Origin of the sequence: Microvirga sp. VF16 (genome assembly GCF_016864375.1) — a bacterium.
In the GTDB taxonomy this organism is placed as follows: domain Bacteria; phylum Pseudomonadota; class Alphaproteobacteria; order Rhizobiales; family Beijerinckiaceae; genus Microvirga.
In genome coordinates this window covers 3,987,633-4,009,654 of sequence record NZ_CP069354.1, presented here as the reverse complement: position 1 = coordinate 4,009,654, position 22,022 = coordinate 3,987,633, and the positions used below count along the sequence as shown (strand labels likewise).

24 protein-coding genes and 1 tRNA gene are annotated in these 22,022 nt (G+C 61.4%); 14 read left to right on the top strand and 11 right to left on the bottom strand.

What is annotated here, in order from left to right; genetic code table 11:
- Window position 1 precedes the first annotated feature (1 nt).
- Window positions 2-1,021, bottom strand: a complete 1,020-nt coding sequence (locus tag JO965_RS18725) for an alpha/beta hydrolase family protein (RefSeq protein ID WP_203440519.1) — start codon at window positions 1,019-1,021, stop codon at window positions 2-4.
- Window positions 1,022-1,194: 173 nt separating this feature from the next.
- Here JO965_RS18725 and JO965_RS18720 point away from each other — a divergent pair, with 173 nt between their 5' ends.
- Both JO965_RS18720 and JO965_RS18715 read left to right on the top strand, forming a co-directional pair.
- Window positions 1,195-2,526: a solute carrier family 23 protein gene (locus tag JO965_RS18720; RefSeq protein WP_203440518.1), complete on the top strand. Its 1,332-nt coding sequence runs from the start codon at window positions 1,195-1,197 to the stop codon at window positions 2,524-2,526.
- Window positions 2,527-2,654: 128 nt separating this feature from the next.
- Complete coding sequence (locus tag JO965_RS18715) at window positions 2,655-3,515, top strand: SDR family oxidoreductase (RefSeq protein ID WP_203440517.1); 861 nt, start codon at window positions 2,655-2,657, stop codon at window positions 3,513-3,515.
- A gap of 54 nt (window positions 3,516-3,569) precedes the next feature.
- On the opposite strand, the gene JO965_RS18710 is transcribed toward JO965_RS18715, so the two are convergent.
- On the bottom strand, window positions 3,570-3,773 hold the full coding sequence (locus JO965_RS18710) for a hypothetical protein (protein WP_203440516.1): 204 nt from the start codon (window positions 3,771-3,773) through the stop codon (window positions 3,570-3,572).
- Between the two features lie 197 nt (window positions 3,774-3,970).
- Here JO965_RS18710 and JO965_RS18705 point away from each other — a divergent pair, with 197 nt between their 5' ends.
- Window positions 3,971-4,144, top strand: coding sequence for a DUF1328 domain-containing protein (locus tag JO965_RS18705; RefSeq protein ID WP_009494036.1), 174 nt, complete (start codon window positions 3,971-3,973; stop codon window positions 4,142-4,144).
- A gap of 85 nt (window positions 4,145-4,229) precedes the next feature.
- On the opposite strand, the gene JO965_RS18700 is transcribed toward JO965_RS18705, so the two are convergent.
- Together JO965_RS18700 and JO965_RS18695 are read right to left on the bottom strand one after the other, a co-directional pair.
- A complete protein-coding gene (locus tag JO965_RS18700; protein ID WP_203440515.1) occupies window positions 4,230-4,775 on the bottom strand; it encodes a sigma-70 family RNA polymerase sigma factor in 546 nt (181 codons plus the stop codon).
- The gene (locus JO965_RS18695; protein WP_203440514.1) at window positions 4,772-4,996 is read right to left on the bottom strand and encodes a NepR family anti-sigma factor; all 225 of its coding nucleotides are present in this window, start codon (window positions 4,994-4,996) and stop codon (window positions 4,772-4,774) included. Before JO965_RS18695 ends, JO965_RS18700 begins: the two co-directional genes overlap by 4 nt.
- Before the next feature lie 184 nt (window positions 4,997-5,180).
- On the opposite strand from JO965_RS18695, the gene JO965_RS18690 reads away from it, so the two are divergent.
- The 6 genes from JO965_RS18690 to JO965_RS18665 all read left to right on the top strand — a co-directional run bounded on the left by JO965_RS18690 (window position 5,181) and on the right by JO965_RS18665 (window position 9,791).
- Window positions 5,181-5,987, top strand: coding sequence for a response regulator (locus JO965_RS18690; protein ID WP_203440513.1), 807 nt, complete (start codon window positions 5,181-5,183; stop codon window positions 5,985-5,987).
- Window positions 5,988-6,289: 302 nt separating this feature from the next.
- Window positions 6,290-6,805, top strand: a complete 516-nt coding sequence (locus tag JO965_RS18685) for a hypothetical protein (RefSeq protein ID WP_203440512.1) — start codon at window positions 6,290-6,292, stop codon at window positions 6,803-6,805.
- Window positions 6,806-7,279: 474 nt separating this feature from the next.
- Window positions 7,280-7,954 carry a PRC-barrel domain-containing protein gene (locus JO965_RS18680; protein WP_203440511.1) on the top strand — a complete coding sequence of 225 codons (675 nt, stop codon included), beginning with the start codon at window positions 7,280-7,282 and terminating at the stop codon, window positions 7,952-7,954.
- Between the two features lie 291 nt (window positions 7,955-8,245).
- A complete protein-coding gene (locus tag JO965_RS18675) occupies window positions 8,246-8,482 on the top strand; it encodes a hypothetical protein (protein ID WP_203440510.1) in 237 nt (78 codons plus the stop codon).
- A gap of 13 nt (window positions 8,483-8,495) precedes the next feature.
- Window positions 8,496-9,044: a hypothetical protein gene (locus tag JO965_RS18670; RefSeq protein WP_203440509.1), complete on the top strand. Its 549-nt coding sequence runs from the start codon at window positions 8,496-8,498 to the stop codon at window positions 9,042-9,044.
- A 330-nt stretch (window positions 9,045-9,374) separates the two neighbouring features.
- Complete coding sequence (locus JO965_RS18665; protein WP_246776619.1) at window positions 9,375-9,791, top strand: VOC family protein; 417 nt, start codon at window positions 9,375-9,377, stop codon at window positions 9,789-9,791.
- Window positions 9,792-9,846: 55 nt separating this feature from the next.
- On the opposite strand, the gene JO965_RS18660 is transcribed toward JO965_RS18665, so the two are convergent.
- Window positions 9,847-9,919, bottom strand: a tRNA-Asn gene (locus JO965_RS18660).
- A gap of 315 nt (window positions 9,920-10,234) precedes the next feature.
- Here JO965_RS18660 and JO965_RS18655 point away from each other — a divergent pair.
- Window positions 10,235-11,137 carry a DMT family transporter gene (locus JO965_RS18655; protein ID WP_246776618.1) on the top strand — a complete coding sequence of 301 codons (903 nt, stop codon included), beginning with the start codon at window positions 10,235-10,237 and terminating at the stop codon, window positions 11,135-11,137.
- An 81-nt stretch (window positions 11,138-11,218) separates the two neighbouring features.
- On the opposite strand, the gene JO965_RS18650 is transcribed toward JO965_RS18655, so the two are convergent.
- Window positions 11,219-11,413 carry a general stress protein gene (locus JO965_RS18650; RefSeq protein ID WP_099508661.1) on the bottom strand — a complete coding sequence of 65 codons (195 nt, stop codon included), beginning with the start codon at window positions 11,411-11,413 and terminating at the stop codon, window positions 11,219-11,221.
- Window positions 11,414-11,851: 438 nt separating this feature from the next.
- On the opposite strand from JO965_RS18650, the gene JO965_RS18645 reads away from it, so the two are divergent.
- Entirely contained in the window at window positions 11,852-12,274 is a 423-nt protein-coding gene (locus JO965_RS18645; RefSeq protein WP_203440508.1) for an HIT family protein, read from the top strand.
- A gap of 54 nt (window positions 12,275-12,328) precedes the next feature.
- On the opposite strand, the gene glpK is transcribed toward JO965_RS18645, so the two are convergent.
- From glpK to JO965_RS18630, 3 genes are all read right to left on the bottom strand, one after another.
- A complete protein-coding gene (gene glpK, locus JO965_RS18640; RefSeq protein ID WP_203440507.1) occupies window positions 12,329-13,825 on the bottom strand; it encodes a glycerol kinase GlpK in 1,497 nt (498 codons plus the stop codon).
- Window positions 13,826-13,845: 20 nt separating this feature from the next.
- Window positions 13,846-15,366 carry a glycerol-3-phosphate dehydrogenase gene (locus JO965_RS18635; protein WP_203440506.1) on the bottom strand — a complete coding sequence of 507 codons (1,521 nt, stop codon included), beginning with the start codon at window positions 15,364-15,366 and terminating at the stop codon, window positions 13,846-13,848.
- Between the two features lie 87 nt (window positions 15,367-15,453).
- The gene (locus JO965_RS18630) at window positions 15,454-16,656 is read right to left on the bottom strand and encodes an MFS transporter (protein ID WP_203440505.1); all 1,203 of its coding nucleotides are present in this window, start codon (window positions 16,654-16,656) and stop codon (window positions 15,454-15,456) included.
- A gap of 272 nt (window positions 16,657-16,928) precedes the next feature.
- Here JO965_RS18630 and JO965_RS18625 point away from each other — a divergent pair, with 272 nt between their 5' ends.
- The 3 genes from JO965_RS18625 (at window position 16,929) to JO965_RS18615 (ending at window position 20,576) form a co-directional block, all read left to right on the top strand.
- Window positions 16,929-18,425, top strand: a complete 1,497-nt coding sequence (locus JO965_RS18625) for a DEAD/DEAH box helicase (protein WP_203440504.1) — start codon at window positions 16,929-16,931, stop codon at window positions 18,423-18,425.
- 182 nt (window positions 18,426-18,607) lie between these two features.
- Entirely contained in the window at window positions 18,608-19,231 is a 624-nt protein-coding gene (locus JO965_RS18620) for a hypothetical protein (protein ID WP_203440503.1), read from the top strand.
- Window positions 19,232-19,322: 91 nt separating this feature from the next.
- Complete coding sequence (locus tag JO965_RS18615) at window positions 19,323-20,576, top strand: DUF763 domain-containing protein (protein ID WP_203440502.1); 1,254 nt, start codon at window positions 19,323-19,325, stop codon at window positions 20,574-20,576.
- On the opposite strand, the gene JO965_RS18610 is transcribed toward JO965_RS18615, so the two are convergent.
- Window positions 20,573-21,520, bottom strand: coding sequence for an acetamidase/formamidase family protein (locus JO965_RS18610; RefSeq protein WP_203440501.1), 948 nt, complete (start codon window positions 21,518-21,520; stop codon window positions 20,573-20,575). The genes JO965_RS18615 and JO965_RS18610 overlap by 4 nt on opposite strands.
- A 109-nt stretch (window positions 21,521-21,629) precedes the next feature.
- The gene (locus JO965_RS18605) at window positions 21,630-22,019 is read right to left on the bottom strand and encodes a VOC family protein (protein ID WP_371826803.1); all 390 of its coding nucleotides are present in this window, start codon (window positions 22,017-22,019) and stop codon (window positions 21,630-21,632) included.
- Between the last annotated feature and the right edge of the window lie 3 nt (window positions 22,020-22,022).

The window sequence follows — 22,022 nt, the reverse complement described above, 5'->3', positions numbered from 1 at the left end:
CTTAAGTGAGCGCCTTCGCCAGAAGCGGCAGGCTGATGTCCATGCGGTAATCGACCGAAGAATGGTCGTCGTGGAATTCCTCGTAAGTATGCGCAATCCCGGCAGCTTCGAGCTTCCGGTGCATGATCCGCGAGCCATAGACCATGTTGTATTGGTCGATGTCTCCGCAATCGATGAAGAAGGTCTTCAGCTTGCGCAGATTCGCCTGATACTCGGCCTGATCGACCATGCGCAAAGGATCCCAGCGCAGCCAGTTGTCCCAGCGCTCCTCGATGATCTCGCAGGTCTCAAGATCGACCGGCAGGCGGATGCCGTAGAACTGGCTCGGATCGGGATCGAAGCTCGCGGCCTGGGCGAGCAGCATCAACGTATGCCAGTCCTTATCCTTGGCCTTCGGACCGGCCTCGAATTTGCGTAAGAAAGCCTCGATGGACATGTTGTGGTCGACGAGGTGGCGCAGCGCGCCGGCGAATTCGCCGAGGTGATAGAGATACTCGAAACCCACATCGCCGGAATGGGAGGCCGCCGCCGACCAGACCGAGCCGCCGTGGCGCAGGGCATGGACCATGGCTCCGAAGCCGCCCGAGCTCTTGCCGAACACGCCCCGGCGCCCGTCTCCGCCGCAACCGAAGCGCTCCTCGACGAAGGGCAGCATCTCCCGGATCAGGAAGGTCTCCCAAAGCCCCATGGCCGCGCTGTCCACATATTGGTTGCCGCCAAGGCGCGTGAAGCAATCGGGAAAGGCCACGACGACCGGCGGCATGGCGCCCGTGCCGATCAGGCGGTCGAGGCGCTCCGGCACGTTCTCGCTGTAGTTCTTCCAGTTGGTATGGGCCGGCCCGCCCGCCGTGTAACCGACGAGATCGACGAGGAGGGGCAGGTTCCGGCCGTCATGGCCCGCCGGTACATAGACATCGATCCGGCGGCGGGACGGGTCCCCGAGAAGGTTGCCCTTGAGGCTTTGGCTGTCGAGCCAGAGGCTATGTACCGTGCCGACCGGCACATCATGGTCCTTGCGCATCGTCACCCTCGTTCATCACGTCGCCCATGATGTGAGCGCCCAACGGGCACTTGTCCAGAATCCGGGCCCTTACGGCGGTTAATAAGTCCTTATCCCACCTAGCCATTCCACCGATAGCGAGTCTACGGTGCAGCCCCAGGAACCATAACCAGGGTCATTTTGGGGGTGTAATCATGACCGACAGTTTCTTGCCACGATGGAGCCTGAAGACCGAAGGCGTCATCATGCCGGACGAACGGCTGCCGACCGGCCAGATGGTGATCGTGGGCCTGCAGCACGTGGTGGCCATGTTCGGCGCAACCGTGCTGGCGCCGATCCTGATGGGTTTCGACCCCAACGTCTCGATCCTGTTCTCGGGTCTTGCCACCATCATCTTCTTCTTCGTGGTCGGCGGCCGGGTGCCGAGCTATCTCGGCTCGAGCTTCGCCTTCATCGGACCCGTTCTCGTCGCCACGGGCGCGAGCGTGGGCAGCCCCAATCCGAACATTTCCCTGGCGCTCGGCGGCATCATCGCGGCGGGTGCGCTCTATTTCCTGATCGGCGTCGTGGTGCAGATGGCGGGACACCGCTGGATCGAGCGGCTGATGCCGCCGGTGGTGACGGGCGCCATCGTGGCCGCCATCGGCCTCGTGCTGGCGCCGATTGCCATCAACAGCGCCTCCGGGGTCACGCCCGATAATGCGGCCGGCAACGATTTCGCGCGCTGGATCGCGCTCGCCACCGTCGTGGCGGTGGGCCTCGTCGCCGTCTATGCGCCGGGCACGGCGCGCCGCCTGCCGGTGCTGATCGGCGGTGCCGCCGGCTACCTGATCTACTACATCTGCGCCAACATCTTAGGGCTCGGGCAGCCGATCGACTTCACCAAGATCAGTCAGGCCGCCTGGTTCGGTCTTCCGACCTTCCAGAGCCCGGTCTTCGATGCGCGGGCGATCAGCCTGATCGCTCCTGTGGCGATCATCCTGGTGGCGGAGAACCTCGGGCACATCAAGGCCATCGGCGCTATGACCGGCCGCAACCTCGATCCCTATCTCGGCCGCGCCTTCATGGGCGACGGTCTTGCCACTATGCTGTCCGGCTCTGCCGGCGGTACGGGCATGACCACTTACGCCGAGAACATGGGCGTGATGGCCGTGACCCGCATCTACTCGACGCTGGTCTTCGTCATCGCGGCCGGCTTCGCGCTGCTTCTCGGCCTGTCGCCCAAGTTCGGAGCCTTCATCGGCACCATTCCGGGGCCGGTGCTCGGCGGGTTGTCCATCGTGGTGTTCGGCCTGATCGCCGCGACCGCGGGCCGGATCTGGGTGGAGAACCGGGTCGATTTCTCGAACCCGCGCAATCTCATCACCGTGGCGGTGGCCCTTGTCCTCGGGGCCGGCAACTTCAAGCTGAACGTTGCGGGCTTCACGCTCGACGGCATCGGCACGGCCACCTTCGGCGCGATCATCCTCTACCACATCCTGCGGATGGCGCCTGCGCCGGCCGAGCGTCCGCACGCAGCGGAATAGGTACGGTCCTTTTCCAGGAACACGCCTTTGGAGCCCGCGTTGAGCCTCAACGCGGGCTTCGTCTTGCATGGCCTTTCTCGATCCCGGCCGTTCGAAGCTCCGCATCCTTTTCCTGCATGGGAGATGCCATGAGCTCCGAACAGAAACAGACCTTGCCGCCTCAGGTCCAGGATCAGCAGCCCGGTCATGAGACCGAGATGAATCCGCGTCCCGACTACGAGCCCCGCTATCCCGGCAGCGGGCGATTGAAAGGGAAGGTTGCCCTCATCACCGGCGGCGACAGCGGTATCGGGCGGGCGACAGCCGTTCTCTTCGCCCGCGAAGGCGCCGATCTCGCCATCCTGTATCTGAACGAGTGCGAGGATGCGCAGGAGACGAAGCGGCTCATCGAGCGGGAGGGGCGCACATGCCTGACCATCGCCGGCGATGTCGGCGATCCGGATTTCTGCCGCTCTGCCGTCGATCAGGTCATCAAGCGTTTCGGCAAGCTCGACGTGCTCGTCAACAACGCGGCCGAGCAGCATCCGAAGAAGGACATCGGCGAGATTACGCCGGATCAGATCGACCGCACCTTCCGCACCAACATCTTCGGCTATTTCTACATGGTGCAGGCCGCCAAGCCGCACCTCAAGAAGGGAGCTGCGATCGTCAACACGGCCTCGGTGACGGCTTATCGCGGTAGTGGAGATCTTCTCGACTACAGCGCCACCAAAGGTGCCATCGTGGCCTTCACGCGCTCGCTGGCGCAGAAGCTTGCGAGCGAGGGAATCCGCGTCAATGGCGTCGCACCCGGTCCGATCTGGACGCCGCTCATTCCATCGACCTTTCCGGCCGAGAAGGTGAAGCAGTTCGGGGCCAACACGCCCATGGAGCGTCCCGGACAACCGAACGAGGTGGCGCCGTCCTTCCTGTTCCTGGCTTGCGAGGATTCCTCTTACATCACCGGTTCGGTTCTGCATCCGAATGGTGGCGATCCGACAGAGGCTTGAATAACAAAAAGGGCGGCCTGACGGGCCGCCCGCTTTACGATTGCCGTTATGACATCAGTGTCTGCGACGGACACGCACCGGAACGAGGCCATGCGCAGGTGTCGTCAAGGCGAAGAAAAGCATGATGGCTGAAAGCGAGCCGCCGATCAGGAAGAGTACTTCTGCAATTTCGACCTGAGAAACCGCACCAGTGATGGCTGAAAGAGCAGTAACAACGGCAAAGATACAAAATGCACGAAGGGCAACTGAACGAGTCATTGACCATCTCTCCCAAGTGATCTGGAAAACGTATGGGTTGAAGACGAGTTCCATGCGAATAAAAGCCTGCCAAACTACTTTTGAATGATTGATGAACGCCGACGATCATGCTTCGCGCAATGGAACCCTACAGTCGCGCTTGGCGTTGTTTGAGCATCGTCGGCTTGAAGTCGATTGTACTTTAGCGAGGTAACACCATGCTCGGTTGGGCAGTCACTTTTCTCATTATCGCTCTGGTCGCCGCTCTGTTCGGCTTCGGTGGTATCGCCGGTACCGCTGTCGAGATCGCCAAGCTGATCTTCTTCGTCGCGATCGTTCTCTTCGCCATCTCGGCCGTCATCGGCCTGCTGCGTGGACGAAGCCCCATGTGATGGCAGACGCATCCTTATTCGCAAACGCCGCTCCGAAAGGGCGGCGTTTTCGTTTGTGCTGCTGACATGGACAGGGCGTGCGAGGTCAGCCCTGCAGGGCAGCTCGTGTCATGCTGTCGGGGCCGAGGTCCTCGATGTCGTCGACATTCAACAGCGAGGCGAGACGAAACCGCGCCCGGTTCACGCGGCTCTTGATGGTGCCGACCGCGCAGCCGCAGATATGCGCAGCTTCCTCGTAGGAAAAGCCCGAGGCGCCGACCAGAAGCAGTGCTTCCCTTTGGTCCGGTGGAAGCTTGGAGAGAGCGCTCCGGAAATCCTCGAAATCCAGGTGTGAGCCCTGTTCGGGCTGCACCTTCAGGCGTCCGGCATAGGACCCGTCCGGATCCTCGACCTCACGGCGGCGCTTGCGATATTCGGAATGGAAGAGATTGCGCAGGATGGTGAAAAGCCAGGCATTCAGGTTCGTTCCCGGTTCGAACCGATGCAGATTGGCCAGAGCTCTTAAGAGGGTGTCCTGGACGAGATCGTCGGCCCTGTCGACCTGACCCGAGAGCGAGATAGCGAAGGCGCGAAGGCTGGGGACCGCCGCGAGAAGGGCATCTCGTAACTCCGGTTCGGGTTCTGGGGTCATTGAGACCCCCCCTTTCCTCCGTTCTTCTTGTCCAGCTGGTCAAGCAGTTCCTTGAAACGGTCAGGGACAGGTTGCTGCATGAGCTCGTCGTACATGGCGCGCAGTTGGTCGCCGATGCGCTTTTGGCTGCCGCTGTCGAGCTTAGGATCGGTTGCAAGCTTATTGCTCACGGACGTGTCCAGAATGGTCCGAGCAAGCTTGTTCCCCTTATCAACCGTCATCGTCGTCCCCTTGCCATCCCATTATCTTTCAGAGGGATAGCCAACCTTGGCAATATCCATATATTGGTTTTCGAGCAATAACGCTGGTTGCGGCACCCGGTTCCATTCATGGAACTTTTGCAGCTTTGCCACGTTGAATGGTCCGTCGGTACAACGAGTCAAAAGCACAGTTAAGGGGAAGCGAATGTCGACAGCGCAGCTTGTCGTCCAGCATTTACCGTATCTTCGCCGCTACGCACGCGCTCTCACAGGCAGCCAGATGGCTGGAGACGCCTATGTGGCCGCCACCTTGGAAACCCTCGTCAGCGAGCCTGAGACCATCGGCCCTTCCGGAAACGTAAAGGTCGAGCTCTTCCAGGTCTTCACCCGAATCTGGAATTCCCTGTCAGTGAATGGCCGCAGCGAGCAGATCCAGCGCGATCTGCCAGCGGAAGTCCGTCTCGGACAGATCACCCCGCTGCCCCGCCAGGCCTTCCTCCTGTCCTGCCTTGAAGGTTTTGGAGAGGAAGAGGTCGGCCAGATCCTCGACGTCGATACGAAGACCGTTCGCGAACTCGTCGACGAAGCGGGCCGGGAACTGGCGGCCGACATGGCCACCGATATTCTCATCATCGAGGATGAGCCTCTGATCGCCATGGATCTCGAGGCTCTGGTTGAAGGCCTCGGCCACAACGTGACGGGCGTCGCCCGCACCAGGACAGAGGCCGTGAAGCTGGCCACGGCGAAGCAGCCGGGTCTGATTCTTGCCGATATCCAGCTCGCGGATGGCAGCTCTGGTCTCGACGCCGTCAACGATCTCCTCAAGGCCTTCGAGGTACCGGTGATCTTCATCACGGCTTACCCTGAGCGCTTCCTCACCGGTGAGCGGCCTGAGCCGGCCTTCCTGATCGCCAAGCCCTTCCAGCCGGCGAATGTTTCGGCCGTTATCAGTCAGGCCCTGTTCTTCCAGCAGAGCGCCCGGCGTCGCGAGGCGCGTGCTGCCACGGCCTGATCCCAAAGCGACAGGGGTTACCAAGTAATCGCCCGGCCTCTGGCCGGGCTTTTCTTTTATGATGATGTATTCAGGGCAAAAAAAGACGGGCTCATGAGCCCGTCTAAGGTGCCGGCCAATGCACAAGGGGAATGCGGGGAGGACCAGGAGGCCGGTGCTTTAAGAACGCCCTATCGAAAACAAAGGTTCCCAGCTTTTTTATGTCCCTTTTTATTCGTCACTCCTACGGAAGCAGGCAGGAACATCAAAGATATGGTCGCGTTATTTTCTCGAATTGCTGAGGTGGATAGCAGGAGAGGGGAATGTTCCGCACACCCGTAGCTTTGGTCGGACTGGCTGGGGCTTTCTTCGTGGCCGGAAGTTTCGCCCCCGCGTCCTTCAATATGCCGCCCCTGATGCAGTCCGAAGCTCTGGCTCTCGCGGCCGCCGGATCGGTCAAGGGTGACCGGCTTGCTGCGCCGGTCCCGGCCAGCAAGCCGGCAGCGGTGTCGATCGTAGAACTGATCGGAGTCACCAATGCTGCCGTGGTCCTGCGCGACCATGATGGAAAGGTGCTTTACAAGTCGGATCCACGCACCGGGATCACGATCTTCGCGCGAGACACGGATCTGCCCGTCGTCACTCTCAAGGACGAGACGGACAACCCTGTCGCCCAACATCCCGCCCGCCGTCAGGAAGGCATCGAGGCTCCGCGGGAACAGAAGCCGAAAGCCCGCAATCCGGTCGGCTGTGTGGGCGATGTCAGTCCGTTAGTGAAAGGCAACGCTCATCGGATGCCGAGCCTCTGCCTCGCGCTACTGGAGCAATCCCTTTCCTGAAGGCGATCAGAGCCGCAATAATCGCACCGAGAGCGAATGTCGTCGCAGCCTCGCTGTCGGATGGCGTCCTGTTCTCGCCGTGATTGAGCCTAGCGCATCGTGCGGACCCGGAGGGCCACGCCAGTGAAAAGTGGATCCGTTTTTCGCTGACGCGGCCCTCCGGGTCCGCCCTAACGATGCTCTAGTGATCGCACGTCAGTCAGGTCGTGGCATCCACCTGCTTTTCATTGGAACCAATCGTCTAAGAGTTGGTTGCCGTTATCGGTATATCTGAGCTGCTTGTCGCTTGATGAGTGGCAATGGAAATGTGTTGTCTCTGAATATTAACAAGTATTCATGTTTAATATGGAAATATAAAGCCAGATAACATTGTCTTGATTAAGGCGTTATTCGGAACGGTTGCTGGTGCCGCGCGTTACACTCCCGCGCACTTCGGTGCCAACGCGATTTAATGGATCCTCAGGAGAAAAAACGATGCTGAAGAAGCATATGGCAGCTTGCCTTGTCGTGACGGCCTTCGCGGCTGCACCCGCCTTCGCACAGACCTCGGCCCCTTCAGGTTCGACCGACCGTCCGGCTGCAACGGGTTCCGGCTCGACCACCACGGGCTCGCCAGCCATGCAGCCTGGCGCATCTACCACGAGTCCGTCTTCGACCACGGGTCAGAGCAGCGCCATGTCCGGCCAGTTCATGACCAAGATGGACGCCAACCAGATCATGGCCTCCGATCTGATTGGCACCCGTGTGGTCAGTGCCAACAACGAGTCCATCGGCGACATCAATGACGTCATCCTGGATCGCAATGGTCAGGTCATGGCGGCTGTCGTGGGCGTGGGTGGTTTCCTCGGAATCGGCGAGAAGGATGTGGCCGTTCCGTTCAAGTCGCTTGAGTTCATGAGCGCCCAGCAGGCACAGGCCCTGGATAGCAGCAAAAACGTCAACACGACCGGCTCGACGGCTACGACGACTGCTCCTGGCTCGTCCAACACGGCGGCGAACACGTCCTCGAGCAACCCGAACGAGCCCGAGCGGGTCGTTCTCCGTATGACGAAGGCCGAGCTGCAGGCTGCTCCGGCGTTCGATGATGACGACGACGCCAACCGCTCGACCACTGGTACAACCGGGACGACGACTGTTCCGAAGCAGTAATCGGAACGCGGTTCTGTCGGTAAGCGGCGTCCGGGGCACACCCGGGCGCCGTTTCTGTTTGCGGTGCGCTGGCCCTCCAAGGCATCGGACCCAAAAGTGGACCCCACTTTTGGGTCCGATGCTCTAAGCGGTTGAGATCGGAACGTGATCCCAAGGAGCTGCTTCCGAAAACCCGAAAGAAGATTTCCCGAGTCCGTTCGGTTCGATCCAATCGGGCAAGACGTCTTGCCGCACGGAACCGAGGATTGGCGCATACGTTGCCGTTTCAAGAGCGATGAGAGGGAACGACCAATGACCGCCACGAACGAACTGGACGCGGTGCTGTGCCAGGAGGAGCTCCCGGACGAGTTTTCCCGGCTCACTTCGAGTTCTCCTCCAAGAGACAGGCCGTCTGTGGCCTCGATGCTCAGTGGCATCATTCCCGTTTGCTCTCAGGACGAGGTGACCTGTCCTCTGTTGTTGAGGCGGCATCTCCTCGTCCCGGCGCTGCCTCATGTGGTGCCGACGGGAACCGTGCCGCGTATCTAAGGTTCGCCCATTGATGGTTGAAGTGTCGTCCTATTCGTCAGCACCTGGATCCGTCGCATTTCTGCTCCATCCGAGTACGGTGCCGGTCATCGACGTGTTCCGGTCGCTCAGCAGTCTTGACGATCAATACGATCTTTCCCTGCTCGATGGGCCTGAACAGGCGCTTGCGACCTATACCAAGCCAGAAACGGCCAAGGGGATCGTTTCCGATGCGCTTCTGCTGGCATTCGCTCTGACCCGGCAACGGGGGAGGCCGTTCTCGCACCGTCCCATCGGATCTCGCCATGGGAGCCTGGATGAATACTGCCTGCTGACCCTGCTCAGTTCCGCACGCAATCCCGCATCGGACGTAGCAATCGAGGCGGCGGCATTTCTGGATATCGTGTCGCTGGATTTCATGGTGGCTCTTGCGGGCGACCTCATCCGCCAGATGGATCTCGGCGCCATCGTGTTCGAGCCCCCGGGCCTGACCGAGTTCAGGGCTCTTATGGGCGATGGACCGTCCGAAGAGATCCTCATCGAGGCTGCTTCGGGCAAGGCCGAATTCAACTTCCGAAACTAGGGTGCTCATAACCGCTACAGGACGGCGGCGAGATGTACGCTGCCAAGGTAGACAGCGGCGGGCCGGTCATACCGAGTAGCAAGCCGCCGGCAGTCTTTCAGGTGGCAGATATACGCTCGATCGCGTTGTGTCTCCTGAGAGCATGCGGCTGAAGCAGCTTTTCCAGCGCCGGCTCGCTTTGAGCGGAATGTTTGGGACGGCGCTCTGGCTCTTGATCAGGGTGCGGATGCGGTCGCTGTCGTAAGCGCGGTCAGCATGCACGATGCGACGCTGCGGCTTATCGGGGAGTTTCTCAATGACTGAAACCGGGCGGCTGCCCGCTTCGATATCATGGCAACCTTTCTGGTCGAGCAGGCCTTCGCACCGAACCTGCCCGGAGGAGAGCACATGAACGTGCAGAAGATCTACACCGTATTGCTGACCGCAGACCTTGCGGCGGCCGAAGGCTGGTATACGAAGCTGCTCGGTCGCGGACCTGACTATCGGCCGATGGACACGATGGTGCAGTGGGAGGTCTTCGATCAGGGTGGGCTAGCGCTTTCAACCGACGACGAGATCGCCGGCAGGGGCGTGATGTTCTTGATCGTCGACGATGTCGCGGCCGAGCGCCGTAGGCTGGAGGGCCTGGGGATCGTGCTTGGAGATGATATTGCGGGCGACTACTCGACGCTGGCGCAGGTGCGTGATCCTGACGGCAATCTGCTCACGCTGGCGACACCGCCCTCGCGGCCCTATCCGCCGGCATGACACGCCGGAGGAGCGAAATCCGCTTTAAACAATCAATGTGCCGGCCGATGAAGGCTGGCTCCCGAGTTGGATTCGAACCAACGGCGCTCGATTAACAGTCGAGAGCTCTACAGCTGCGCTATCGGAGACCACTTGCGGAGGCGGGCGTATAGCAGCGTCAGGTCACGCGGCTTGTTCGGCAGCAGCGGCGCGAGGCGCGCCCATTGCTCGTCGCTTAACCAGAACTCCGACGCCACAAACCTCCCCAATCTACGGAGAGGCTGAGTCACAACGCGACGCCCCTGTGAATCCCCTTTATGGATCTCAGCCCCAGGTCCTTTCCTGGACGGGCGCTGTGAAAAGCCCCGACATCCGTCTGTTCAACCCGACCTACCGCTGCCACGATACCGCCTGTCGGAAATCATTCGTTCGGACGATGGAATGATCGTAATCGGGTCCCCAGCGTGAGTCGCATCGCAGCCTTTGCCCTGATGGCGCTCATCTGGGGGCTGACGTGGTTGCCGATGAAGGTGGCCTCCGAGGTCGTGCCGCCGATCTTTCTCGCTGCGGCCCGTTTCCTGCTCGCTGGACTTGGCTTCTTCCTGATCGCAAAGGCCCAGAGCCTGCCCCTGTATTCCAACCAGTTCGGCCGCGTTGTTGCCGCCTCGCTCCTAATCACCACGGGTTGCTACAGTTTCCTGTTCTGGGGTGTCGCAATGGCTCCCAGCGGTCTATCAGCGATCGTGAATCTGTCGTTGATGCCGATCTTCCTCATCATCATCGGGGCCCTCTACGGCCAGGAGCGCATCACGAAACGACGCGTGGGTGCCATTGGGCTGGGAGTCCTGGGGCTCATGCTCCTGTTTTCCGGTCGAACAGGTGCAGCTCAAACTGGCACCATGGCAGCCTTTGGCCTTGTCGCCGTTGCCATTGGGACCGTTTCCTATGCCTGGGGCTCCGTGATCAGCCGGCCGCTGACCCTGTCCATGCCGCCTCTGGTGCTGGCCTTCTGGCAAAGTCTCATCGATGGGATGGCGCTCGTTCCCGTTTCCCTCCTCATCGAAGGATACGATCCGGCGTATTTCGCGGCCCTTTCCGAGCCGAGAGCTCTTTTCGGTCTCGGTATTCTGGTGCTGGGAGGCTCGCTGATCGCCTTCTGGATCTATCTCGGGCTCGTGCGCGACTGGGGCGCCTTTCGGGCCGGGCTGTATTCCTTCGTCAGCCCGGTCATCGCCGTCGCCGTCGGGGGCATTTATGCGGCCGAGCCGTTCGGGTGGGCTGAAGGTCTCGGCATGGGAATCATGCTGGCCGCAACTGCTCTCTCCCTGTCGGAGAAAAGGGCCGGCAAGGCCGCTGCCCTGGCTTGAGCCTGTCGCAAGAGGCTTCTGACGCGCTCAAAAGTAAAGGGGCCGTTCGGCGGCCCCTAAACCGTAAGAAATGGAAATGAATTATTCCTGGTTGCCGCGGGTGCTGCCTGAGGCCTGACCGCCTTTGCGGCCCGCTTCGGAGGCGAGTTCACGATCCTGAGAGAAGGAACGCTTCTCGGCGGGAACGCTCTTGCCGCCTTTGCTCGCAATCTCCCGCTGCCGGTCAGAATCCATCGACGCGAAGCCACGCTTCGAGGTCGAACTACCTGGCGTCATTTAAGCCTCCTTATCGAATGGTGTTCGTGATTCTTAACCGCTCGCGGATTCGATGGTTCCGGTAAGGAAGAGGGAACCTTTGCAAAAAATTTCATGAAAATATTCATCCAATACGAATTGTTACGCTTAGCTCAAATGTTTGAGCCCGATAAACGTGGCAACAACATGATCATGGGAATATGAACCAAGAAGGTACTTGCCTGGGGCCAAGTTGAAAGGCGGGCTCTATTTACGAATAAGTCGGATGCCAGGCTCAGCCTCTTCTCCTGAAAAGACCGCGCTGCACAACGGCGAGCACTGATCTTCCATGGGAGGACTCGGCATCGACGATGGCACTGAGACCGGAGGAGATGATTGTCGGCTCCGATCAGTATAAATGGCTTGGCGCAAGCGTTCCTCCGGGGACGCTCAGGACGATGCTCAGGAGGAGAGGGCGGGATGACCTACGACGACAATAACGTGTTCGCGAAGATTCTGCGCGGCGAGCTTCCCTGCCATAAGGTCTACGAAACGGATCAGGTTCTCGCCTTCATGGACGTCATGCCGCGCGGCGACGGGCACGTGCTGGTGATCCCGAAAATCAAGGCCCGCAATCTGCTGGATGTCGCACCGGACGATCTGGCCGAACTGGTGAAGGCGGTTCAGATTGTGGGAAAGGCCACGAAGAACGCACTGTCGGCTGATGGCCTGACGATCCAGCAGTTCAATGAGAGCGCAGGCGGGCAGGTGGTCTTCCACATCCACTTCCACGTGCTTCCCCGCTTCGAAGGGGTGGCGCTGAAGCCCCATACGGGTCAGATGGAAAAGCCGGAAGTCCTGGCGGATTTCGCCTCCAAGATCCGCGCCGCCTTGGCGGCATGACCGGGTAAGTATTGGGCGGCAGTAGCGCATGCCTGCCGCCGCCCGTTCACGGGGTCAGTCCACCCAATCGAGAGAGTGGGCTATGGCCTTGTCCCAGACGGCGTTCAGCCGTTCGCGGCGGGATGCCTCCATGGCCGGAACCCAGCGCTTGTCGACGGCCCAATTGCGCACCAGTTCGTCGGTTCCGCTCCAGAATCCCGTTGCCAGCCCGGCGGCATAAGCGGCGCCGAGCGCGGTGGTCTCGATCACCTTGGGACGCACCACGGGGACGTTCAGGATATCGGCCTGGAACTGCATCAGAAGCTCGTTGACGACCATGCCGCCATCCGTGCGCAGCTCCTTGACGGCGATGCCGGTATCCTTGGTCATGGCATCCAGCACTTCGCGGGTCTGGAAGGCGGTGGCCTCGATCGCGGCACGGGCGATGTGGCCTTTGTTGGCGAAGCGCGTCAGGCCGCCGATCAGGCCGCGAGCATGGGAGTTCCAGTGCGGTGCATAGAGGCCCGAGAACGCGGGCACGATGGTCACGCCGCCATTGTCGTCAACGCCGCGGGCGAGAGTCTCGATTTCGCTGCTGTTCCGGATGAGGCCGAGATTGTCCCGCAGCCACTGTACCAGCGCGCCGGCAATGGCGATCGAGCCTTCCAGGGCATAGACGGTCTTTCCCTGGCCGAAGCGGTATCCCACGGTGGTGAGCAGGCCGCATTTCGAAGGGTAGGGGGTCTCGCCGGTGTTCATCAGCATGAAGCAGCCAGTGCCGTAGGTGTTCTTCACCTCGCCCTGCTGGAAGCAGGCCTGCCCCACGAGCGCCGCCTGCTGATCGCCGAGAATGCCCGCGATGGGAACGCCAGCGAGGCTGCCGGTCGCCTCGCCATAGACTTCGCTCGACGAGCGGATCTGCGGCAGGCAGGCTTTCGGGATGTCGAACAGGCTCAGGATCTCCTCGTCCCAATCGAGACTCTGGAGATTCATGAGCTGCGTGCGGCTGGCATTTGTCACGTCAGTGATGTGGCACCCACCATTGGCACCGCCTGTCAGGTTCCAGACCAGCCAGGTGTCGATATTGCCGAACAGCACATCACCGGCCGCAGCCTTGTCCCGGGCGCCCGGGACATTGTCGAGGAGCCAACGCAGTTTCAGACCCGAAAAGTAGCTCGCCAGCGGCAGGCCGGTCTTGTCGCGCAACCGGTCATGGCCGCCATCCTTGGCGAATTCCTCGACGACGGAATCGACGCGGGTGTCCTGCCAGACGAGGGCATTGTAGAGAGGCTTGCCGGTGCGTCGGTCCCAGATCAGCGTCGTCTCGCGCTGGTTGGTGATGCCGATGGCGGCGAGGTCCTGGGGCTTTAAGCCCTTCTTCGCCAGGGCGTCCTGGATGACCTCCTGCGTGTTGCGCCAGATCTCGAGCGGGTCGTGTTCCACATGACCGGGCTTGGGATAGATCTGCTCGTGTTCCTTCTGGCCGACGGAGACGATGGCTCCTGCCTTGTCGAACACGATGAAGCGCGAGCTGGTCGTGCCCTGATCGATGGCGCCGATATACTGAGCCATGGCCTCCCCCGAAAATGTTGTTACTGTGCAGCTATGGCGGCCGCGCGGTTCTTTGCAATGTACGCGTCGATCTTGCCTGCGGCGTCGGCCGGCACGTGCAGACCGAGCTTGGAGCGCCGCCAGAGGATGTCCTCAGCACTGCGCGCCCATTCACGGCGCACCAGATAATCGACCTCCGCTGCCGTCAGTCCGGCGCCGAAATCTTCACCGAGATCGGCGAGCGACTTGGCGGAGCCCAGGAGCTCTTCCATCCGCGTGCCGTAGGCGCGTGCCAGGCGATGGGCGAGATGTTCGGGCAGGAAGGGCCATCGCTGGCGCACGGTGGCGAAGAAGCGGTCGAAATCCGCATCCGGCATGTCGCCGCCCGGCATCTTGGCCTTTTCCGTCCAGGACGGCTTCATGGTGGGGAAATAGGCCTTCAGTTCGTCGAGCGCATGCTCGGCGAGCTTGCGGAAGGTGGTGATCTTGCCGCCGAAAATCGACAGAACCGGCGCCTGATCCTGCGGCGCATCCATATCGAACACGTAATCGCGAGTGACGGCGGAGGCGTTGGTGGAGCCGTCGTCGAAGAGCGGGCGCACGCCGGAATAGGTCCAGACCACGTCCGCCGGCGTCACCGACTTCTTGAAGAAGTGGTTCACGACGTTGCAGAGGTATTGGATCTCGTCCTGGCTGATTTCCACCTTCTTGTCCGGCACGGCCTCGACCGGGATGTCGGTCGTGCCGATGAGAGTGAACTTCTCCTGATAGGGGATCGCGAAGACGATCCGCTTGTCCGTGTTCTGGAGAATGAAGGCTTCCTTGGTGTCGAAGAGCTTGGGCACCACGATGTGGCTGCCCTTCACCAGACGCACGTTCTTGGTGGTGTTGAGACCGAGCTTGGAGTTCAGTATGTCGGCCACGAAGGGGCCGCCGGCATTGACGACAACCTTGGCGCGAACCTCCTCGCTCTGCCCCGTCTCCACGTTCTGGAGGGTGGCCACCCAAATGTCGCCGTCGCGGCGGGCGGAGACGAGCTTGGTGCGGACCCGGATGTCGGCACCTTTCTCGAAGGCGTCGAGGGCGTTGAGGGCAACCATGCGGCTGTCCTCGACCCAGCAGTCGGAGTAGACGAAGGCCGTGTCGAAGCCGGGCTTCAGGGCTTGGCCGGCAAGGTGGCGCGTCAGGTGGATCGTCTCGGTGCCCGGCAGTTTCTTGCGCGGGGCAAGGTGGTCGTAAAGGAACAGGCCGAGACGCACGAACCAGGCTGGGCGGATGCCCTTTTCATGGGGTAGGATGAAGCGCAGGGGCCAGATGATGTGGGGGGCGGATTCCAGCAGGCGCTCGCGCTCGAACAGGGCCTCGCGCACCAGCCGGAATTCGTAGTATTCCAGATAGCGCAAGCCGCCATGGATCAGCTTCGTGGAGGCGGAGGAGGTGTAGCCGGCCAGATCGCCCTGCTCGCAGAGCACCACCGAGAGGCCCCGGCCCACCGCATCACGCGCGATGCCTGCGCCGTTGATGCCGCCGCCCACAATCAGAAGATCAGTCACTGTCGTCACGAAATTTGTCTTTCCTGCAACCCGGTTACCCCGAAGTCCTGCACATGATTTCTTTAGCCGTCTAAAGCAAGCGAATTTTTGCGGACGTCAGGGCTCCCTTGCCAGGGCTAGGTTTAGCATGAAAGCGACCAGGGAGCACACGGCCATGCCTAGGCACAGCAGCAGCACGGCGTCATAATTGCCCCGCCACGCCCAGAGGGCGCCGAAAGCGAAGGGGGCGCCTGCCATGGCGATCCGGACCGGCATGGCAATCATGCCCTGAATCGTCCCGTAATCCTCACGGCCGAACAGTTCCGGTGGGAGGAGAGCCCGCACGATGGTGAGCATTCCGTTGGCTGCGCCGTAGAAGGCAGCAAAGCCCAAGATCAGCCAGGAGCCGGCTGGGACGAAGGGCAGGAGGATGAAGGCTAGGACGCTCAGGGCCATGGTCGCCACCCCGATCCCTCTCAGGCTCATGGCGCGCTCACCAAACCCGGTCAGGAACCGGGCCGCAACCTGGGCCGGACCGATCACCGTATAGGCAGTCACGGCAGCGTCGATAGTGAAGCCCCTCTCAAGCAGGATCGGGATCAGATGAACCGGAATTCCGGTCGAGATCATCCCCTGAAGAATATTGGTAACGACAAAGAGCCAGAAAGCCGGTTTGGCGAGGACACGGCGGGGATCCGAAACAGGGCGGGTAGCGATGTGGCTTTCGCTGCTGTGCTTTGGCCGGACTGGCGCAGCCGGGATGCTTGCCGCATGCAGCAAGGCGCAGATTGCCAGGTTCAAGGCAGCCAGAACGAGCAGCGCGCCGCGCCAACCGTAAGCCTCGATGAGCAGATGGGTGAGGGGGATGAAGACCGTGCTGGCAAAGCCGCCAACCAAGGTCATGATGGTGATCCCGCGGCGGGTCAAAAGGCCGAGCCGGGAGGCCAGAACCGCAAAGCCCGGTTCGTAGAACACGGCACTCATGGCCGCGCCCATGCCGAGCCAGATCAGCACGAAGGCCGGATAATAATCCGTCCAGGCCCAGAGCGCGAGAAGGAGGGCCGCGAGGACGGAGCCGCCTGTCATGACGGCCCGGCCATAGCCCCGGTCGATCAGGCGGCCAATGGGGACCGCAAAGAAGGCGGAGGAAGCGAGGGCGAGGGAGTAGGCGGCGGTCAGGGCTGTTTTCGACCAGCCGAGCTCCCGTTCCATGGGCTCGATGATGAGGGCGAAGGCATAGAAGAGCGTCCCGTAGGAGATCAGCTGCGTGAACGACAGGGCCGAGACGAAACGCCAGGGCATGGAGCTGGGAGGAGACATTCTTGCTTTATGTCAGGCCTTGCGGTTGACGGATAGGTTTTTAGCCTCCATATGCACAGCAGGCGACGGCGCTCGATCACCGAGCAGCTTGAGCGGGACTGCGTGACGGATATTCGCGAAACGGCGAAGACCCCGGTCCCCTTCTTCAATCGCTCACCTCATACGACGGCCCCATCACGCGGGCCTCGCCTCAAGAGCCCTGAAGCGCCTGAGCTTTCCCTAGCCGAACCTGCTCTGCGGCTCACCGCATCCGTTCGAAAGACGATACCACTTTGACACTCTTCACCGATTTCGGATTGGCTCAGCCGATCCTGAAGGCCTTGTCTGCTGAGGGCTATGAGAAGCCCACGCCGATCCAGGCCCAGACCATTCCCTATGCCATGGAAGGCCGCGATGTCTGCGGCATTGCCCAGACCGGCACCGGCAAGACGGCGGCCTTCGCGCTGCCGATCCTGCATCGCCTGAACGCGAACCCGAAGCCGCGCAGGGGCAAGAGCGCCCGCGTGCTCGTGCTCAGCCCGACCCGTGAGCTCTCCGGCCAGATCGCCGACAGCTTCCGCGCCTATGGCCGGAACCTTCGCCTCACCACCGAGGTGGTGTTCGGCGGCGTCACCATCTCCCGTCAGGAGAAGGCGCTGGCGAACGGCGTCGACGTGCTCGTGGCGACGCCCGGCCGCCTGATCGACCTCGTGGACCGCAAGGCCCTGTCCCTGCGCGACATCGAGATCCTCGTCCTCGACGAGGCCGATCAGATGCTCGACCTCGGCTTCATCCATGCGCTGAAGCGCATCGTGACCCTGCTCCCGAAGGAGCGCCAGAGCCTGTTCTTCTCGGCCACCATGCCGAAGACGATCTCGACCCTGGCCGATTCCTTCCTGCGCGATCCGGCGCATGTGGCCGTTACCCCGGTGGCGACGACCGCCGAGCGCGTGGAGCAGAGCGTGATCTTCGTGCAGACCGGCCGCAAGCAGGTTCTGCTCGAAACGCTCCTGCGCGATCCCTCCATCGACCGCGTTCTCGTCTTCACCCGCACCAAGCATGGGGCGGACAAGGTCGTGCGCGGTCTCGACAAGGCCGGCATTGCCGGAGCCGCCATTCACGGCAACAAGTCGCAGCCGCAGCGCGAGCGTGCGCTTGCAGGCTTCCGCGACGGCTCCTGCCGGGTTCTGGTGGCGACGGATATTGCCGCGCGCGGCATTGACGTCGAGGGCGTGAGCCACGTCATCAACTACGACCTGCCGAACGTGCCGGAATCCTATGTCCACCGCATCGGCCGTACGGCCCGCGCGGGCGCTACCGGCCTTGCGATCTCGTTCTGCAACGACGAGGAAAAGGCCTATCTCAAGGACATCGAGAAGCTGACCCGCCTCAAGGTACCGGTCATGCCTCTGCCGGAGGGACTTCCTGCTGCTCCGGCCGCTTCCGAGACCTCCGAGCGCCGCGAGCCGCAGCGCGGTCGTCCGGCTCCCCATGCCCGCGGGCATCAGGGCCACGGCCAGCCGCGCAATACGGATCCGAACGCGGAGCGCGGCCCCAAGCGTCGTCGCGGTCGCGGCGGCAAGCCGGGCGGCAACGGCCAGCAGCAACAGGGCGGCCATGCCGCCGGAAACCAGCAGAGGCCTGCACAGGGTCAGCGCCCGGCGCAAGGCCAACGTCCGGCTCAGGGACAGCGTCCGGCCCAGGGAAAGCCATCATCCGGTCGTCAGGACGGACGCCGCGGCGATGGAGCCCAGGTGGCGTGGCTCGAAAAAAGCCCGCGCCGCCGCTAAGGCTGAACATGGAAAAGGCGCCTCAGGGCGCCTTTTTTATTGGATTTAGTTCGACGCCTTCCATGGCAGATGTTACACAGAAACGCTTGCTGCGGGGTAGGTGATGCATTGGTACGCCTTGAGGCTATTGCTTTTTTGGTTACGCAATCTGGCTCTTGGCGTGGGCGTCTTTTTTTTTAGGGGTGGCTTTTGCTGCAAGCTTCTGGGGAGCTTTATCGACAGAGAGTAATCGCAGAGCCTTTGCACCAGCTTTTATCGATCAGCTAATCATTTATGGTTTGCCTGCTCTTCTAGCGGGGTTGTGTCTTAGCGTTGTTATCACATCTGGCCGGAGACGCCTCTTTTGGGCGTTAGGAATTATCCCTGGTTCTCCAATCTTGCTTCTGATGCTTGCCTTTGCCGGCCTTGTCTCTGGAGCACCTAGCGAGGTCAATAGGGCTCAGCTCGAAGATGGCAGATTGCTAATGTTAGGTATTGAATCGATTCCAACCGATGTTGTGTATAGGCTTTGGCAGGCAGAGGATCGCTATGGGCTTGTTTGGCGGAAATTGTCAGACATTCAACTTACTTATTCCGAGGATGGCTCTTGGACAGATGATCCCGCGTTGATTGCCACGCCTGATGGCAAGCGCGTCCTTATTCGACGAGGTGGTATCTGGACCGATTGCCTTGAGGCGACGCAGGAATTTAAGCAGTGCCCGGGGGTTCACGGCGCGCTTGATTGGACAAGACCTACAGAATGGCTCCAACAATCAGAGCAAATTGCGAGCATCACAGGTTTACTACCCGGTCCAATAGAAAAATAGCCAATCTGTGAGGCGCTCGTCCATGAAATTGCTAGTGCTATAGAAATCTCCCGCGATACCTCAGATCGTTAGTTTAAGGAGACATCACTCGATGGCGAAACGGGCCGGAAGTGCCGACCTGCCGCTCCATACCGGTCATGTGCCGAAATGGCTGGCCGATCGCATGACGCGCCTCGGTGGCGTGGTATCCGAGGCCATCGTGCACCATTATGGGCGCGACGAGCTGCTGCGCCGGCTTGCGCATCCCTTCTGGTTCCAATCCTTCGGCGCGGTGATGGGCATGGATTGGCATTCCTCCGGCATCACCACCAGCGTCATCGGCGCTCTGAAGCGCGGGCTGACGCCGCTCTCGAAAGAGCTCGGGATTCACGTCTGCGGCGGACGGGGGAAGAACTCACGACAGACGCCTCATGAATTGGTTGCCATCGGCGAGCGCGTCGGCTTCGACGGTGCTGCACTCGCAGATGCCAGCCGGCTCGTGGCGAAGGTCGACAGCGCGGCGATCCAGGATGGTTTCGATCTTTATCTCCACGGCTTCATCGTCACGGATGACGGCAAGTGGGCGGTGGTGCAGCAGGGGATGAACGACACGTCCCGGCTCGCGCGCCGCTACCATTGGCTGTCCGAGGATCTGAAGAGCTTCGTCGACGAGCCGCACACGGCCATCGACGGAAAAGGGCAGGGAACAATCGTCAATCTCACCGACCGGCGAGCGGAGGCCTCGCGCAGGGCCCAGATCGAGATTTTGGGCTCCTTGGGCCCTGACGGTGTTGCCCGCAAATTCCTGGCGCTCGAAGAGCGCGAGCCGGAGGCGACGCCCGCCGCGAGTCCACAGCCTCTTCTGCCGCATCTGGTAATGCCCGAGCATCACGACGTTCGAGCGAAGGATGTCGTGCTGCGACGCCTCCACGGGACGCTTGCAGCCGCCGCGGACAGAGGACCTGAGGACTTCCCCGATCTGTTGATGACGCCCGGTGTCGGCGCACGCACGGTTCAGGCGCTCGCCATGGTGGCGGAGGTGGTGCACGGCACGCCGTGCCGCTTCAGCGATCCGGCCCGCTTCTCTCTCGCCCATGGCGGCAAGGACCGGCATCCCTATCCGGTTCCGGTGCGCGTCTATGACGAGACGATCCGCGTGCTGAAATCGGCGGTCCAGAAGGCGAAGCTCGGACAACAGGAAGAGCTGTTCGCTCTGAAAAGGCTCGACGACCAAGCCCGTCAGCTCGAACGCCATGCCAAAGGTCCGAACGTGGAAGAGCACATCCGCCGGGAGCGGGCAAAATCCCATTCCTATGGCGGCCGCTCCATCTTCGGAGACGAGCCGCCACCGGAAGAGACGCCTTAACGCTGCGCCTTCTGCAGCAGGCTCTTGTCGAGCATCACGTGGACGCCCTTGTTGCCGTTGACCACCTGCGTGATCCGTAAGTCAGCCGCGAGGCTGCACAGGGCATAGGCCTCTGGCTTCGTGATGCCGGTGCGGGCGACAATCAGGTCAATCATGTCGCGTAGCGCGATGACCACGCAATCGTCGAGATCCGGATCGAAGGCCATGGTCATGACATGCGTCGGCGTCTCGGCCATCGGCCAGGTGAGGTGCATATCCTCGCGCAGGTGCAGCTCGAAGGTGCCGATCAACCCAGTCTCGATGGCAGTGACGCAGACCTCGCCATCGCCCTGCACGCCGTGCCCGTCGCCAACGGAGAACAGGGCGCCATCCACATGGATCGGCAGATAGAGAGTTGTCCCTGCCACCAGTTCCTTGTTGTCGAGATTGCCGCCGTTGCGACGCGGCGGCAGGGTGCTGAGCGCACCCCAGGCGGCGGGTGGTGCAACGGCCATGACGCCGAAGAACGGCTTCAAGGGCAGCTCCAATCCCCACGGCAGCTTACCCGTCATCCGCTCGCGGTCGAGCGGAATGGTCATGAAGTGAATCTCGTCGAAATCGTCGGGCAGGGCGCCTTTGAGTGGTGCGGAATAGGTGAAGCCCCAGTCGTAATGCAGCTCGATGTCCTTGATGCGCACTTCCAGAACCTGACCGGCTTTGGCGCCGCGGATTGCGACCGGGCCGGTGCAGATGTGACCCGGCAGCTTCGGCTTGTGGGCAGCATGTATGGCCGACAGCGCTTGCGGGATCACGAAAGGCGCCTTCGGCATCGCCTCCGGGCCGCCCGACACGGTGGAAATCGTGATCGCGTCTCCGGAATCGACCGTCAGCAGCGGCGGCAGTTGTGCGTCGAAATAGCCCCAGTGAACGGTCTCGGGGGATGCATCGAGTCGGTGTCTGGCCACGGGATACCTCGGAGTGAAATCGAGCGATGCCGATGCGTCGCGCAGCACCGGTCCTGGTTGTGTCGCATGTTCTGCCGTCGATGAAAACGGTTCCGCAGCCCGGCTCGATCTAGAAATTTCCGAGATTGAAAATGTTGCCGTCCGGATCCTTGAACCATGCCACGCGCAGCTTGCCGAAAACATGGATGTCTCCGTCACGCGTCGCGTCCGGCATGTCGTAATGTTCGAAGGTGACGCCCTTCGCCTTCAGGGCCTGAATGACGGCGTCCAGGTCGTTGCCGAGAGGCCACGTGACAGCGGTTGCTTGGTTGGTTCCAGCGAATGCCGATTCATAGACAAGGATGGTTGAAGAGCCTGCACGATAGCCCTGCACGCCACTCTCATCGCCTTCAACAGGCTCGAGGCCCAGTGTGTTCTCGTAGAAGGTCCTGACTTTAGCCAGATCCTTGACCGCAACGGTCGCGAACGCATCCTTCGTAGCGAGCAGTGTCGGCTTCATATC

Bases quoted from the DNA above. Each gene is read 5' to 3' on its own strand.
- JO965_RS18725 (WP_203440519.1), bottom strand. From the start codon at position 1,021: ATGCGCAAGGACCATGATGTGCCGGTCGGCACGGTACATAGCCTCTGG.
- JO965_RS18720 (WP_203440518.1), top strand. From the start codon at position 1,195: ATGACCGACAGTTTCTTGCCACGATGGAGCCTGAAGACCGAAGGCGTC.
- JO965_RS18715 (WP_203440517.1), top strand. From the start codon at position 2,655: ATGAGCTCCGAACAGAAACAGACCTTGCCGCCTCAGGTCCAGGATCAG.
- JO965_RS18710 (WP_203440516.1), bottom strand. From the start codon at position 3,773: ATGACTCGTTCAGTTGCCCTTCGTGCATTTTGTATCTTTGCCGTTGTT.
- JO965_RS18705 (WP_009494036.1), top strand. From the start codon at position 3,971: ATGCTCGGTTGGGCAGTCACTTTTCTCATTATCGCTCTGGTCGCCGCT.
- JO965_RS18700 (WP_203440515.1), bottom strand. From the start codon at position 4,775: ATGACCCCAGAACCCGAACCGGAGTTACGAGATGCCCTTCTCGCGGCG.
- JO965_RS18695 (WP_203440514.1), bottom strand. From the start codon at position 4,996: ATGACGGTTGATAAGGGGAACAAGCTTGCTCGGACCATTCTGGACACG.
- JO965_RS18690 (WP_203440513.1), top strand. From the start codon at position 5,181: ATGTCGACAGCGCAGCTTGTCGTCCAGCATTTACCGTATCTTCGCCGC.
- JO965_RS18685 (WP_203440512.1), top strand. From the start codon at position 6,290: ATGTTCCGCACACCCGTAGCTTTGGTCGGACTGGCTGGGGCTTTCTTC.
- JO965_RS18680 (WP_203440511.1), top strand. From the start codon at position 7,280: ATGCTGAAGAAGCATATGGCAGCTTGCCTTGTCGTGACGGCCTTCGCG.
- JO965_RS18675 (WP_203440510.1), top strand. From the start codon at position 8,246: ATGACCGCCACGAACGAACTGGACGCGGTGCTGTGCCAGGAGGAGCTC.
- JO965_RS18670 (WP_203440509.1), top strand. From the start codon at position 8,496: ATGGTTGAAGTGTCGTCCTATTCGTCAGCACCTGGATCCGTCGCATTT.
- JO965_RS18665 (WP_246776619.1), top strand. From the start codon at position 9,375: ATGGCAACCTTTCTGGTCGAGCAGGCCTTCGCACCGAACCTGCCCGGA.
- JO965_RS18650 (WP_099508661.1), bottom strand. From the start codon at position 11,413: ATGACGCCAGGTAGTTCGACCTCGAAGCGTGGCTTCGCGTCGATGGAT.
- JO965_RS18645 (WP_203440508.1), top strand. From the start codon at position 11,852: ATGACCTACGACGACAATAACGTGTTCGCGAAGATTCTGCGCGGCGAG.
- glpK (WP_203440507.1), bottom strand. From the start codon at position 13,825: ATGGCTCAGTATATCGGCGCCATCGATCAGGGCACGACCAGCTCGCGC.
- JO965_RS18630 (WP_203440505.1), bottom strand. From the start codon at position 16,656: ATGTCTCCTCCCAGCTCCATGCCCTGGCGTTTCGTCTCGGCCCTGTCG.
- JO965_RS18615 (WP_203440502.1), top strand. From the start codon at position 19,323: ATGGCGAAACGGGCCGGAAGTGCCGACCTGCCGCTCCATACCGGTCAT.
- JO965_RS18605 (WP_371826803.1), bottom strand. From the start codon at position 22,019: ATGAAGCCGACACTGCTCGCTACGAAGGATGCGTTCGCGACCGTTGCG.